Source organism: Streptomyces sp. NPDC016845 (assembly GCF_044332585.1).
Classification (GTDB): Bacteria; Actinomycetota; Actinomycetes; order Streptomycetales; family Streptomycetaceae; genus Streptomyces.
The window spans coordinates 109,537-123,708 of the sequence record NZ_JBIRPI010000005.1 but is presented as its reverse complement, the minus strand read 5'-3'; the positions used below and the strand labels follow the sequence as shown (position 1 = coordinate 123,708).

Here is a 14,172-nt window from a genome sequence, read left to right as displayed (position 1 = left end):
GCGTCCTGGCCAGAGCTGCCGAGGGGCGGTCCGGCGGCCCGGCGGTCCCGGGCCCTCATGGCCCGACCGACGCAGCCCCCGCCGTGTCCGGGCCCGGGCCTGGTTCGGGTGTGGGCGTCTCCGGCCCCCCGGGCCGCTGCGACGGCGTCTCCGGCCCCCCGGGCCGCTGCGACGGCGTCTCCCGCGCCCTGGGGGGCTCCTCGGGCGCAGGTCCCCGACCAGGGGCGTCCGGCACCGTCACCGCCGGCCTGGCGCCAGTCACGCCCGGCGCTGGTTCCTCGGCCTCGGGACCCGGTCCGGCTTCCGCCGTCGCCGCCCCCTGCAAGAGCACCGAGAGCAACCGCACCGCCCCCCGCTTGTGCAGCGGATCGTTGCCGTTGCCGCATTTGGGGGACTGGATGCAGGAGGGGCAGCCGGCTTCGCATTCGCAGGAGGCGATCGCTTCGCGGGTGGCGGTCAGCCATTGCGGGGCCGTGTGGAAGGCGCGTTCGGCGAAGCCCGCGCCGCCGGGGTGGCCGTCGTAGACGAAGACCGTGGGGAGGAGCGTGTCGGGGTGGAGGGGGATGGAGACGCCGCCGATGTCCCAGCGGTCGCAGGTGGCGAAGAGGGGCAGCATGCCGATGGAGGCGTGTTCGGCGGCGTGCAGGGCGCCGCCGAGGATCTCGGGGTTGATGCGGGCGGCGTCGAGCTGGTCCTCGGTGACCGTCCACCAGACGGCGCGGGTGCGCAGGGTGCGGGGAGGGAGGTCGAGCTTGGTCTCGCCGAGGACCTCGCCGGTGATGAGGCGGCGGCGGAGGTAGCCGACGACCTGGTTGGTGACCTCGACGGAGCCGTAGCAGAGGCGGCCGTCGCCCCAGGGGACCTCGACGTCCGTCTCCAGGATGGAGATGGCCGTGGTGTCGCGGGCGGTGGTGGAGTAGGTGGGGTTGCCCGGCTCGACGAGGGCTACGTCGTCGTCCAGGTCGAGGTGTTTCACCACGTACGTGCGGCCCTGGTGGAGGTGGACCGCGCCGTCGTGGACGGTGGTGTGGGCGGAGGCCGCGTCGACCGTGCCCAGGAGCCGGCCCGTGGCGGCTTCGACGATCTGGACGGGGTTGCCGCCCGCGCCGCGGATGTCGGCGAGGTCGGCGGCGGACTCGCGCCGCGTCCAGTGCCAGGCCTTGACCCGGCGGCGCAGCAGTTTGGCGGCCTCCAACTGCGGGAGGAGGTCGGTCGTCGCCGGGCCGAACAGCTCCCGGTCGGACTCCGTCAGGGGCAGTTCCGCCGCAGCCGCGCACAGGTGCGGAGCGAGGACGTACGGGTTGTCGGGGTCCAGGACCGTCGACTCGACCGGCTGCTCGAAGAGCGCCTCGGGGTGGTGGACGAGGTAGGTGTCCAGCGGATCGTCGCGGGCGACGAGGACGGCGAGCGCGCCCTGGCCGGAGCGGCCGGCGCGGCCCGCCTGCTGCCACAGGGAGGCCCGGGTGCCGGGATAGCCGGAGATGAGGACGGCGTCGAGGCCGGAGACGTCGATGCCGAGTTCGAGGGCGGTGGTGGCGGCGAGGCCGAGGAGTTCCCCGGAGTGGAGCGCGGCTTCCAGGGCGCGGCGCTCCTCGGAGAGGTAGCCGCCCCGGTAGGCGGCGACGCGCCGGGGCAGCGAGCGGTCCACCTCGGCGAGACGTTCCTGCGCGATCACCGAGATCAGCTCGGCGCCACGCCGGGACCGTACGAAGGCGACCGAGCGGACGCCCTGCACCGTCAGGTCGGTGAGCAGGTCCGCGGTCTCGGCGGTGGCGGTGCGGCGGACAGGGGCGCCCTTCTCGCCCTGCATCTCGGTGAGAGGCGGCTCCCAGAGGGCGAAGACGAGCTCGCCGCGCGGGGAGGCGTCGTCGGCGACCTCGACGACCGGCAGGCCCGTCAGACGCCTCGCTGCGACGGCAGGCTCGGCGGCCGTGGCCGAGGCGAGGAGGAAGACCGGGGAGGAGCCGTAGCGGGCGCAGAGGCGGCGCAGACGCCGCAGCACCTGGGCGACGTGGGAGCCGAAGACGCCGCGGTAGGTGTGGCACTCGTCGATGACGACGTACTTGAGCGCCTTCAGGAAGGACGACCAGCGCGGGTGGGAGGGCAATATGCCGCGGTGCAGCATGTCGGGGTTGGTCAGGACGTAGTTCCCGTACTGCCGCACCCATTCGCGCCCTTCGAACGGGGTGTCGCCGTCGTAGACCGCCGGGCGTATCGCGGAGCCCAGCGGTTGTGAAAGTTCCTTCACAGAGCGGCACTGATCTGCGGCGAGCGCTTTTGTCGGGGCGAGGTACAGGGCGGTCGCGCCGCGCCCGTTCGGCGCCTGTGAACCGTCCAGCAATGTCGACAGGACGGGGGCGAGGTAGGCCAGTGATTTGCCCGACGCCGTGCCCGTGGCGACGACCACCGACTCGCCGTCCAGTGCGTGCTCCGCCGCGCGTGCCTGATGTGCCCACGGGTGTTCGATCCCCGCCTTCTGGACAGCGGCGATGACCTCGGATCGGATCCGGTCCGGCCAGACTGCATGACGACCCGGGCGAGGGGGCAAGTGCTCCGTATGAGTGATGCGCGCAGCCCTGTTCGGCCCCGAGGCGAGCCGCTCCAGGACCGCCCCGGGAGAGGGGCGGGAGGCAGCGGACGGCTGGGGATGATCGGGTCGGTGTTTCTTGGCCATCGGCATCGAGTGTGTCACTGGCGTGACGGACAATGCTTCGAAGGCGTCGTGCACGCCTGCCGGTAAGTGATTGAATGCCATCGCGGCTGGCGAACCGTCCCGGGGGATCAAGCCGAGGTATCCCCAAGGGGCGACCGCTCGATAGCAAGGTGCTGGAGGATCCGTGGACCTGTCCCTGTCGACCCGTACCGTCGGCGATCGTACGGTCGTCGAGGTCGGTGGCGAAATCGATGTATATACCGCGCCCAAGCTGCGCGAGCAGCTGGTCGAGCTGGTGAACGACGGCAGTTTCCATCTTGTCGTCGACATGGAGGGCGTGGACTTCCTCGACTCCACCGGGCTCGGCGTGCTGGTCGGCGGTCTCAAGCGGGTGCGCGCCCATGAGGGCTCGCTCCGTCTGGTCTGCAACCAGGAGCGCATTCTGAAGATCTTCCGGATCACGGGCCTGACCAAGGTGTTCCCGATCCACACCTCGGTCGAGGAAGCCGTCGCGGCCACCGACTGAGACCGAACAGGCGGATCCGCTGGATCGCGCCGCCCGCCGGGTCCCCGGACCCGTCGTGGCGGCCGGTCCGGCGGAGCCGGTAGATGGTGGGGATCGGTCCTTGGCCGGTCCGGTCCCCGAGAGCACGCCCGTACGTCCGAGGGGGATGCATGGCCACCGTCGAACTCCGCTTCAGCCCTCTGCCCGAGCATGTCAGGACCGCCCGCTTGGTGGCGGCCGCTGTGGCACGCAGGGCGGGTGTGGACGAGGCGGTCCTCGACGAGGTCAGGCTCGCCGTCGGCGAGGCGTGCTCCCGCGCCGTGGGGCTGCACCGGAGCAGTGACATCACGGCGCCGGTGCGGGTCGCGCTGATCGAGGAGGAGAAGCAGTTCTCCATCGAGGTCGGTGACGAGGCGCCCCGCACGATTGCCGTACCCGCCGCGCCCGGCGTCGCCGGCAGCGGTGACGAGTTGGAGGCCGAGGGCGAGGACGAGATGGGTCTCGCCGTCATCAGCGGCCTCGTGGACGACGTGGAGGTCACCGCGGACGAGTCCGGGGGTCTCCTTCGGATGACATGGCCGACCACGCCGTTGACGCTCCCCTAGCGGCCGTCCGGCCGATCGAGGTCCTGCTCACCACCCAGGTGAACAGGGCCTTTTTTATGTTCCATGTCTGCTGCTGCGAGCGCCGCTGCGAGCGCCATTGTGATCACCGCCGCGATCTTCGATATTTCCTCTGCGATCTTTGATAATGCCTCAAGGGTGTTATCCCCATACCCAGCGCGTATGGCCTGAAATGTGTTCTTCGATCATTAGCCGGGTAGGCAGAACACGGCAGAAGAAGAACATCGACGGTTGCGGCGTACTGTTTTGATCAGGTTCCGCTCCCTACAATCCGTCCACAATCTTGAGCTCTTCCCAAGCGTCAAGGAGGACGAATGGCGGAGCCCTCAACCATCGCAGCCGCAGTTCTGACGGACGACAACCGTCTGATCGTGATCGTCATCGCCGTCGTCGCGCTCGCGGCGCTCGCCGTCGCCGGAGTCCTGGTGCGCCAGGTGCTCGCGGCCGGCGAGGGGACGGATTCCATGAAGAAGATCGCGGCCGCGGTCCAGGAAGGCGCCAATGCCTATCTGGGCCGACAGCTGCGTACCCTCGGCGTTTTCGCCGTCGTGGTGTTCTTCCTGCTCATGCTGCTTCCCGCGGACGATTGGAATCAGCGTGCCGGGCGCTCGATCTTTTTCTTGATCGGCGCTCTGTTCTCGGCGATCACCGGCTATATCGGAATGTGGCTCGCGGTGCGCAGCAATGTGCGTGTCGCCGCCGCGGCCCGGGAAGCGACACCGGCGGAAGGCGAGCCGGAAAAAGATCTCACCGCTGTCTCGCACAAAGCCATGAAGATCGCTTTCCGCACGGGCGGCGTCGTCGGCATGTTCACGGTGGGGCTCGGTCTGCTCGGCGCCTCCTGTGTCGTGCTCGTCTATGCGGCCGACGCGCCGAAGGTCCTGGAGGGATTCGGGCTCGGCGCGGCGCTGATCGCGATGTTCATGCGTGTCGGCGGCGGCATCTTCACCAAGGCCGCCGATGTCGGTGCCGACCTGGTCGGCAAGGTCGAGAAGGGCATCCCGGAGGACGACCCGCGCAACGCCGCCACCATCGCGGACAACGTGGGGGACAACGTCGGGGACTGCGCCGGAATGGCCGCCGACCTGTTCGAGTCCTACGCCGTCACGCTCGTCGCCGCGCTGATCCTCGGCAAGGCGGCCTTCGGCGATGCCGGACTCGCGTTCCCGCTGATCGTGCCCGCGATCGGGGTCGTCACGGCGATGATCGGCATCTTCGCCGTCGCGCCGCGCCGCGCCGACCGGAGCGGCATGACCGCCATCAACCGCGGCTTCTTCATCTCCGCGGTGATCTCGCTGGTCCTCGTGGCCGTCGCCGTCTTCGTCTACCTGCCGGGCAAGTACACGGAGCTGGACGGGGTCACCGACGCCGCGATCCGGGTCAAGGACGGCGACCCGCGGATCTTCGCGGTCGTCGCCGTGGCCATCGGCATCGTCCTCGCCGCGCTCATCCAGCAGCTCACCGGCTACTTCACCGAGACGACCCGGCGCCCGGTCAGGGACATCGGCAGGACATCGCTGACCGGCCCCGCCACCGTCATCCTGGCGGGCATCTCCATCGGCCTGGAGTCCGCGGTCTACACGGCGCTGCTGATCGGGCTCGGCGTGTACGGGGCGTTCCTGCTGGGCGGTACGTCGATCATGCTCGCCCTGTTCGCGGTCGCGCTCGCGGGCACCGGGCTGCTCACCACCGTCGGCGTCATCGTCGCCATGGACACCTTCGGGCCGGTCTCCGACAACGCCCAGGGCATCGCCGAGATGTCCGGCGACGTACAGGGGTCGGGCGCGCAGGTGCTCACCGACCTGGACGCCGTCGGCAACACGACGAAGGCGATCACGAAGGGCATCGCCATCGCCACCGCGGTACTCGCGGCCGCGGCGCTGTTCGGCTCGTACCGCGACGCGATCCTGACCGCCGCGCGGGACGTGGGCGAGAAGGTCGGCGACGGCGGGCCGATGAACCTCGTCATGGACATCTCCCAGCCCAACAACCTGGTGGGGCTCATCGCCGGGGCCGCGGTGGTGTTCCTCTTCTCCGGGCTCGCCATCAACGCCGTGTCCCGGTCGGCCGGTTCGGTCGTCTACGAGGTGCGCAGGCAGTTCCGTGAGCACCCCGGGATCATGGACTACACGGAGGAGCCGGAGTACGGGCGCGTCGTCGACATCTGCACCAAGGACGCGCTCAGGGAGCTGGCCACGCCGGGGCTGCTCGCCGTGATGGCGCCGATCGCGGTCGGCTTCACGCTCGGCGTCGGCGCGCTCGGCGCCTACCTCGCCGGGGCCATCGGCACCGGCACCCTGATGGCCGTCTTCCTCGCCAACTCGGGCGGGGCGTGGGACAACGCGAAGAAGCTCGTCGAGGACGGGCACCACGGCGGCAAGGGCAGCGAGGCCCATGAGGCGACGATCATCGGCGACACGGTCGGCGACCCGTTCAAGGACACGGCCGGGCCCGCCATCAACCCGCTCCTGAAGGTGATGAACCTCGTCGCGCTGCTCATCGCGCCCGCGGTCGTCAAGTTCAGCTACGGGGACGACGCGAGCGTGCCGGTGCGGGTCGTGGTCGCCGTCGTCTCGCTCGGTGTCATCGTCGGGGCGGTCTACGTCTCCAAGCGGCGCGGCATCGCGGTCGGCGACGACGAGGACGGGAACGGCGAGCAGGGCCCGGGGCGCGTGCCGAAGCCGGCGGACCCGGCCGTGGCACCGTCCCGCACATAGCCGTCCCGCACACAGCCGCCCCGTACGGAGCTGCCTCGTACGGAGCTGCTTTGTACGGAGCTGCTTCGTACGTATGTTCAACGAGTGGGCGGGCACGGGTTCCTGACACCCTGTCCGCCCACTGGTGTGTGCGGCGTGATGTCCACTGTCGTGTCCAGCTCCTTGCGTGGGTTCTCCGTGAGCCTTCTCTCCCTTGGTGCAAATGGCTGCTAAACGTAAATAAAGCGGTCATATAGTGCGTCCGACGGGCGAGAGACGTGTGCTCGGCGTGTAAGTTCCGGGGCCGAGAGCCATGGAAGGGACCGATCCGGTGAACAAGAAGCTCGCAGCCGCACTGTCCGGCGGTGCGGTACTGGTACTGGCCTTGTCGGGTTGCGGTGACGACAGCAACGACAAGCTGAACTCCTGGGCCAAGCAGGTCTGCGACGCGGTCCAGCCGCAGGCCAAGAAGATCGAGTCGGCCAACGCCGCGATCCAGAAGCAGACCTCGGACAATAGTTCGCCGGCCGACGTCCAGAAGACGGACTCCCAGGCGTTCCAGGACATGTCCGACGCGTACAAGGCGATCGGTGACGCCGTCGACAAGGCGGGCGCCCCGAACGTGGACGGCGGCGAGAAGAAGCAGCAGAACGCCGTCAAGGAACTGGACAAGATCTCGACCTCGTACGCCGACCTGAAGAAGCAGGTCGACAAGTTGGACACCAAGGACCAGGGCAAGTTCGCCGAGGGGCTCAAGAGCGTCGCGGGCGAGCTGAGCAAGCTGAGCCAGTCCGGCAGCGACGCCCTGAAGAAGCTCGAGGAGGGCGACGTCGGCAAGGCGATGTCCGAGCAGGAGAGCTGCAAGAGCGCGTCCGCCACACCTTCGGCCTCCTCCTAGACCTGTCCGACCTCCTCCTAGACCTGTCCGGCCGCCACTGACCCTGTCCGGCCGCCACTGACCCCGACTGGCCGCCACCCATTTCGACCGGCCGCCATCGACCCCGACCGGCCGCCATCGACCCGACTGGTCCCGACAGGCCCCGGGTGGGGGCGGTGCCGTGAGGCTCGAAGCGTCACAATGGACGCGTGAGTTCTCCCGCCGCCTCCGCCCTGCCCGCCGCCGACCGTGACGACGTCGCCGCCTCGCTGCGCGACGCCCTGCTCGCCGCCGAGTTCACCGCCGACGGGCTGCTCGAACTGCTCGGAGCGCCCGCCTACGCGGCGCTCGCGCGCAGCGAGACCGTGCCCGCCCTGCGCGCCACCCGGGGGGACACGCCCCTGGAGACGCTCGTCCGGCTCTTCCTGCTGCAACAGCCCGCGGCGCGCGAGCGCGTCGCCGCCGTGCTGCCCCTGGAGGCGTGCCTGGCGAGCGGCTGGCTGCGCGAGGGCGGCCAGGACCACGGCACGGTCGCCGCCACCGTCGACGTACGGCCCTACGGCGGGCCTGACGGCGAGGACTGGTTCATCGTCTCCGACCTGGGCTGCGCCGTCGGCGGCGCGGGCGGTATCGGCAGCAGTGACGAAGGTGTCGTCCTCGGTGTCGGCGGCGCGTCCACCACGCTCGCCGGGATCACCGTCCGTACGCCCGTCGCGTCCGCCCTCGACCTCGGCACCGGCTCCGGGATCCAGGCGCTGCACGCGGCACGGCACGCCACCCGCGTCACCGCGACCGACCTCAACCCGCGCGCCCTCCACATCACCGCGCTCACCCTCGCGCTGTCCGGGGTGCCCGCCGCCGACCTGCGCGAGGGTTCACTGTACGAGCCCGTGGGCGACGCCACCTACGACCTCATCGTGTCGAACCCGCCCTTCGTCATCTCGCCCGGCGCACGCCTCACGTACCGCGACGGCGGCATGGGCGGGGACGATCTGTGCCGCTCGCTCGTTCAGGGAGCGGGGGAGCACCTGAACGAAGGGGGATACGCGCAGTTCCTCGCGAACTGGCAGCACGTCGAGGGCGAGGAGTGGACCGAGCGGCTGCGCTCCTGGGTGCCGCGCGGCTGCGACGCCTGGATCGTGCAGCGCGAGGTGCAGGACATCACGCAGTACGCCGAGCTGTGGCTGCGCGACGCCGGTGACCACCGCTCCGACCCGGCCGCGTACGCCGCCCGCTACGACGCCTGGCTCGACGAGTTCGAGGCGCGCAAGGTGACGTCCGTCGGCTTCGGCTGGATCACCCTGCGCAAGTCGTCCGCGGCCGAGCCGAACATCGTGGTCGAGGAGTGGCCGCACCCCGTCGAGCAGCCGCTCGGCGACACCGTGCGCGCCCACTTCGAGCGGCTCGACTGGCTGCGCACGCACGACGACGCGGCGCTGCTCGCATCCTCCTTCCTGCTCGCAGGCGAGGTCGTGCAGGAGCAGGTCGGGCTTCCCGGCGCCGAGGACCCCGAGCACGTCGTGCTGCGGCAGGGGCGCGGGATGCGCAGGGCCACGAAGGTGGACACGGTCGGCGCCGGGTTCGCGGGCGTCTGCGACGGGACGCTCAGCGCCGGGCGGATCCTCGACGCCATCGCGCAACTGGTCGGGGAGGAGCAGGTCTTGCTGCGCGACCGAACGCCCGCGCAGATCCGCACCCTGGTCGAGCAGGGCTTCATCGAGCCCGCGGGCGCGCCGGGGAACCCCGGCCCCGGACAGGCCGGATAACCCTCTTCTCTTCGCCTTGCGCTGCCCGGGAGTTCACCCCGGGTTCCCCCGCCCGTGCCAGCGTCACCGGACCGGGCGGCGGGGGCCGCCCCGGTATCGGGGAGTCCGGGAGGCAAGGCGATGGAGAGTGCACCTGCGTTGTTCGCGGGGACGGTGTTCGCGTTGTTCGGCGCGGGGCTCGTGGTGTGGACGGGCGCGCGCACGGTACACCGGCAGCCCGTGGTGTACGGCGCCCGGCCGGTGGCGGCGGCGGTGGTCACCGGAGTGGCGGGGGTGGGGTGCCTGGCGTTGGCAGCGTGGTGTTTCGGCCAGGTGTGACACACCGTTATACGTACGACGACGCCCGCCTCCGGAGGATCCCGGGGCGGGCGTCGTCGTATAGGGACTCGTACCGCTGCGCACGTCAGCGCAGCGGGCGGCCCTGCGCGTCCGTACGGTCGTTGCTGGTGAGGAAGAGGATGCCGTCGATGAAGCCCCACAGGCCGCCGGCGCCGCAGGTGAGGATCGAGACGACGAGCTGCCAGACACCGACCTTGGTGTCACCCACGTAGAAGCGCCCGACGCCGAACGAGCCGAGGAAGATACCGAGCAGGCCGGCGACCAGCTTCTGCTTGTCGGAGTACGGGCGGCCCTGCGGGTCGACACCGAACGGCGCCTCGGGCGTGGCGCCGGGGAAGGGCTGGGACATGGGAGTTGCTCCTAGGGACGCGAAAAGCGGCACGGCAAGGCCGGGCCTGTGAGCGGAAGGTTCCGAGAGCGACGCACCGGTGGGGACACGGCGTGTCCTCGGAAGTCCGAAGCGTAGAGGGGGACATGCGGGTGCAACGGTGTTGGGGGACCGATCGTGGCGTGTTCGTGACCTTGCGCGGTCGGAGGTGACGGCCTATCAGGAGCCGTCGTAATCCCGGCGGATCAGAAAACGTTGCGCAGCACGGTCCAGACGGCCGCCGCACTGAGCAGGGCCAGCTGCGTACGCGGGCTCGGGGCGGGCCGCCAGCGGCGTCCGCGCAGACCCTCGTAGAGCCAGCGGCCGAGCAGGAGGAGGACGAACGGGGAAGCGGCGAGGAGCAGGGCGTTGTCGTGCCAGGCCGTCGCGAAGTGGCCGTGCAGCACGTCGTAGGCCATGCGCGTGCCGCCGCAGCCGGGGCAGAGCAGCCCCGTGAGCGCGCGCAGCGGGCAGCCGGGGAGCCAGTGGCCCGGCTCGTGCGGGTTCGTGCCGTAGAGGTACGCGGCCCCGGCGGCCCCGGCGGTGAGCACCGCGAGGGGTGCCAGGGCCGGGGCGCGGGGTGCGGTGCGCGGTCGGTTCGCCACTATGACCGCAGGATGCGGCCCTGCGCGTCGGTCGTGTTGCTGCCGGCGAGCATGACGATGCCGTCGATGAAGCCCCACATGCCGCCGATGCCGCAGGTCAGCACGCCGACCAGGAGCTGGCCGACGGCCAGGCCGGTGTGTCCGGTGTAGAAGCGGCCGACGCCGAACGTGCCGAGGAAGATGTTGAGCAGACCGGCCGTCATCTTCGACTTGTCCGAGTACGGGCGGCCGTACGGGTCGTAGCCGTAGGGCGCCATCGGGTCGTAGGGGGCGGGCATGCCGGGCTGCGGCTGGGGCGGGTAGGCGCCACCGGCCGGGGCGGAGCCCGGGTAGGGGTAGCCGTAGGTGGGCTGGCCGCCCGGCGGCGGGCCCTGCGGGGGCTGCTGCGGGTAGCCGTACGGGTTCGCGCCGCCCGGCTGTTCCTGCGGGGGCTGCTGGCCGTAGGGGTTGCTGTCGGACATCGGGGTGCTCCTGGGTCGGGATGCCGGTGGGGACGGACCGGGGGTCTCCCTTGGTCATCCATGTCACCCATGGGCTCCCCCCAGCCGTCCGCCATCTTGTCAGGAGCAGATAAGGGAGGGGAGTGAGGGAGCGGGAATAGCGGCGGGACGGAAACGGTCGTGACAAGAACGTGGCACAGGAAGCCGCCGAGCGGCACGCGCTGTGATCTTGCGGCTACACGGAGGCGAGGCTTCCGCTCCCCGGTCCGGGGGCAGGATCACGAAGAGTCGGGTTACCGTTCCGAGTGGCTGCTGCGCGCTTTTCCCGTTTGACACACCGGCGGGAGGTACCGTCACACTCCGCAGCAGTGTCATAGAAGCAGCCACAACCGCCGACCGGAGAGAAGAGCGAAGTTGTCCCCGACCAGCGAGACCGCACAGGGCGGCCGCCGACTCGTCATCGTCGAGTCGCCCGCCAAGGCGAAGACGATCAAGGGCTATCTCGGTCCTGGGTACGTCGTCGAAGCGAGCGTCGGGCACATCCGCGACCTCCCCAACGGCGCGGCCGAGGTCCCCGAGAAGTACACCGGCGAGGTGCGCCGGCTCGGCGTGGACGTCGAGCACGACTTCCAGCCCGTCTATGTCGTCAACGCCGACAAGAAGGCGCAGGTCAAGAAGCTCAAGGACCTGCTGAAGGACTCCGACGAACTCTTCCTGGCCACCGATGAGGACCGCGAGGGCGAGGCCATCGCGTGGCACCTCCTGGAGGTCCTGAAGCCCAAGGTCCCCGTCCACCGGATGGTCTTCCACGAGATCACCAAGGACGCGATCCGCAGCGCCGTCGCCAACCCGCGCGAGCTGAACAAGCGCATGGTCGACGCCCAGGAGACCCGCCGCATCCTCGACCGTCTGTACGGTTACGAGGTCTCGCCGGTCCTGTGGAAGAAGGTCATGCCGCGCCTGTCGGCGGGCCGTGTGCAGTCCGTGGCGACCCGGCTCGTCGTCGAACGGGAGCGCGAGCGCATCGCCTTCCGCTCCGCCGAGTACTGGGATCTGACCGGTACCTTCGCGACCGGCCGCCCCGGTGACTCGTCCGACCCGTCGTCCCTCGTCGCGCGCCTCAGCGCCGTCGACGGCAAGCGCATCGCCCAGGGCCGCGACTTCGACTCCGTGGGCCGGCTCAAGTCCGACACCCTGCACCTGGACGAGGCGAGCGCCCGCGCGCTGGCCGCCGGCCTCCAGGACACGCGGTTCGCCGTCCGCTCGGTCGAGTCCAAGCCGTACCGCCGCTCGCCGTACGCCCCGTTCCGTACGACGACGATGCAGCAGGAGGCCTCGCGCAAGCTCGGCTTCGGTGCGAAGGCGACCATGCAGGTGGCGCAGAAGCTGTACGAGAACGGCTTCATCACCTATATGCGTACGGACTCCACGACGCTGTCGGAGACGGCGGTCGCGGCGGCTCGTACGCAGGTCACGCAGTTGTACGGGGCCGACTACCTGCCGGACAAGCCGCGCACGTACGCGGGCAAGGTGAAGAACGCGCAGGAGGCGCACGAGGCGATCCGCCCCTCGGGCGACCGTTTCCGTACGCCCGCCGAGACCGGTCTGACCGGTGACCAGTTCAAGCTGTACGAGCTGATCTGGAAGCGGACCGTCGCCTCCCAGATGAAGGACGCGGTCGGCAACTCGGTCACGGTGAAGATCGCGGGCCGGTCGAGCGACGGCCGCGACGCCGAGTTCAGCGCGTCCGGCAAGACCATCACCTTCCACGGCTTCCTCAAGGCCTACGTCGAGGGCGCCGACGACCCGAACGCGGAGCTGGACGACCGCGAGCGGCGCCTGCCGCAGGTCTCCCAGGGCGATCCGCTGACCGCCGAGGAGCTGACGGTCGACGGGCACGCGACCAAGCCGCCGGCCCGCTACACCGAGGCCTCGCTCGTCAAGGAGCTGGAAGAGCGCGAGATCGGCCGCCCGTCGACGTACGCGTCGATCATCGGCACGATCCTCGACCGCGGCTACGTCTTCAAGAAGGGGACCGCGCTGGTCCCCTCCTTCCTGTCGTTCGCCGTCGTGAACCTCCTGGAGAAGCACTTCGGACGCCTCGTCGACTACGACTTCACCGCCAGGATGGAGGACGACCTCGACCGCATCGCGCGCGGTGAGGCGCAGTCCGTGCCGTGGCTGAAGCGTTTCTACTTCGGTGAGGGCGACGGAACCGACGGATCCGGCGGCGCCGCCGAGGCGGGCAACGGGGACGGCGACCACCTCGGCGGCCTCAAGGAACTCGTCACGGACCTGGGCGCGATCGACGCCCGAGAGGTCTCGTCCTTCCCGGTCGGGAACGACATCGTGCTCCGCGTCGGGCGCTACGGCCCCTACGTCGAGCGCGGCGAGCGCGACTCCGAGAACCACCAGCGGGCGGACGTCCCGGAGGACCTCGCCCCCGACGAGCTGTCCGTGGAGTACGCGGAGGAGCTGCTCGCCAAGCCGAGCGGCGACTTCGAGCTGGGCACCGATCCGGGCAGCGGCCACCAGATCATCGCCAAGGACGGCCGCTACGGGCCCTACGTCACCGAGGTGCTCCCCGAGGGCACCCCGAAGACGGGCAAGAACGCGGTGAAGCCGCGGACGGCCTCGCTCTTCAAGACCATGTCGTTGGACACAGTCACGCTCGACGACGCGCTGAAGCTGATGTCGCTCCCGCGCGTGGTGGGCGCCGACGCCGAGGGCGTCGAGATCACCGCGCAGAACGGGCGGTACGGGCCGTACCTGAAGAAGGGCACGGACTCGCGCTCCCTGCAGAGCGAGGACCAGCTCTTCACCATCACCCTCGAAGAGGCGCTGGCGATCTACGCGCAGCCCAAGCAGCGCGGGCGTGCCGCCGCCAAGCCGCCGCTCAAGGAGCTCGGCGAGGACCCGGTCAGCGGGAAGCCCGTCGTGGTGAAGGACGGCCGCTTCGGCGCCTACGTCACCGACGGCGAGACGAACGCCACACTGCGCTCCGGCGACTCCGTCGAGGAGATCACGCCCGAGCGGGGGTACGAGCTGCTCGCGGAGAAGCGGGCGAAGGGCCCGGCCAAGAAGACGGCGAAGAAGGCCGCCAAGAAGGCTCCGGCCAAGAAGACGGCCGCGAAGAAGACCGCGGTCAAGAAGACGGCCGCGGCCAAGACGACGACGGCGGTCAAGAAGGCTGCTGCCAAGAAGGCGCCCGCCAAGAAGGCGGCTTCGGCGCCGGTCGAGTAGGCCGGGCCAGCCGAGCAAGCGGTACGGCCGGGCAGTACGTCCAGGTGGGACGCCGCAT

The 14,172-nt window shown here is 70.3% G+C and carries 11 protein-coding genes; 7 read left to right on the top strand and 4 right to left on the bottom strand.

From position 1 onward, the window contains the following. Positions 1 to 55: 55 nt before the first annotated feature. Positions 56 to 2,755: a DEAD/DEAH box helicase gene (locus ACH4RC_RS16425; protein WP_398200798.1), complete on the bottom strand. Its 2,700-nt coding sequence runs from the start codon at positions 2,753 to 2,755 to the stop codon at positions 56 to 58. Positions 2,756 to 2,837: 82 nt separating this feature from the next. Between ACH4RC_RS16425 and bldG the strand changes: the two genes are divergently transcribed. The 6 genes from bldG (at position 2,838) to ACH4RC_RS16395 (ending at position 9,438) form a co-directional block, all read left to right on the top strand. Continuing rightward, complete coding sequence (gene bldG, locus ACH4RC_RS16420) at positions 2,838 to 3,179, top strand: anti-sigma factor antagonist BldG (RefSeq protein ID WP_003975386.1); 342 nt, start codon at positions 2,838 to 2,840, stop codon at positions 3,177 to 3,179. A 149-nt stretch (positions 3,180 to 3,328) separates the two neighbouring features. Next, the gene (locus ACH4RC_RS16415) at positions 3,329 to 3,763 is read left to right on the top strand and encodes an ATP-binding protein (RefSeq protein WP_398200795.1); all 435 of its coding nucleotides are present in this window, start codon (positions 3,329 to 3,331) and stop codon (positions 3,761 to 3,763) included. Between the two features lie 332 nt (positions 3,764 to 4,095). Continuing rightward, positions 4,096 to 6,498 carry a sodium-translocating pyrophosphatase gene (locus ACH4RC_RS16410; protein ID WP_398200793.1) on the top strand — a complete coding sequence of 801 codons (2,403 nt, stop codon included), beginning with the start codon at positions 4,096 to 4,098 and terminating at the stop codon, positions 6,496 to 6,498. Positions 6,499 to 6,790: 292 nt separating this feature from the next. Next, positions 6,791 to 7,375 carry a small secreted protein gene (locus tag ACH4RC_RS16405; protein WP_398200790.1) on the top strand — a complete coding sequence of 195 codons (585 nt, stop codon included), beginning with the start codon at positions 6,791 to 6,793 and terminating at the stop codon, positions 7,373 to 7,375. 188 nt (positions 7,376 to 7,563) lie between these two features. Beyond that, a complete protein-coding gene (locus ACH4RC_RS16400) occupies positions 7,564 to 9,120 on the top strand; it encodes a methyltransferase (RefSeq protein ID WP_398200787.1) in 1,557 nt (518 codons plus the stop codon). A gap of 120 nt (positions 9,121 to 9,240) precedes the next feature. Then, a complete protein-coding gene (locus tag ACH4RC_RS16395) occupies positions 9,241 to 9,438 on the top strand; it encodes a hypothetical protein (RefSeq protein WP_398200785.1) in 198 nt (65 codons plus the stop codon). A gap of 85 nt (positions 9,439 to 9,523) precedes the next feature. On the opposite strand, the gene ACH4RC_RS16390 is transcribed toward ACH4RC_RS16395, so the two are convergent. The 3 genes from ACH4RC_RS16390 to ACH4RC_RS16380 all read right to left on the bottom strand — a co-directional run bounded on the left by ACH4RC_RS16390 (position 9,524) and on the right by ACH4RC_RS16380 (position 10,892). Further along, positions 9,524 to 9,808 carry a TM2 domain-containing protein gene (locus ACH4RC_RS16390; RefSeq protein ID WP_398200782.1) on the bottom strand — a complete coding sequence of 95 codons (285 nt, stop codon included), beginning with the start codon at positions 9,806 to 9,808 and terminating at the stop codon, positions 9,524 to 9,526. 224 nt (positions 9,809 to 10,032) lie between these two features. Then, positions 10,033 to 10,431 carry a DUF2752 domain-containing protein gene (locus tag ACH4RC_RS16385; RefSeq protein WP_398200780.1) on the bottom strand — a complete coding sequence of 133 codons (399 nt, stop codon included), beginning with the start codon at positions 10,429 to 10,431 and terminating at the stop codon, positions 10,033 to 10,035. Then, entirely contained in the window at positions 10,431 to 10,892 is a 462-nt protein-coding gene (locus ACH4RC_RS16380) for an NINE protein (RefSeq protein WP_398200778.1), read from the bottom strand. The genes ACH4RC_RS16385 and ACH4RC_RS16380 overlap by 1 nt, the downstream gene beginning before the upstream one ends. Before the next feature lie 393 nt (positions 10,893 to 11,285). On the opposite strand from ACH4RC_RS16380, the gene topA reads away from it, so the two are divergent. Beyond that, the gene (gene topA / locus ACH4RC_RS16375) at positions 11,286 to 14,114 is read left to right on the top strand and encodes a type I DNA topoisomerase (protein ID WP_398200776.1); all 2,829 of its coding nucleotides are present in this window, start codon (positions 11,286 to 11,288) and stop codon (positions 14,112 to 14,114) included. Positions 14,115 to 14,172 lie beyond the last annotated feature (58 nt).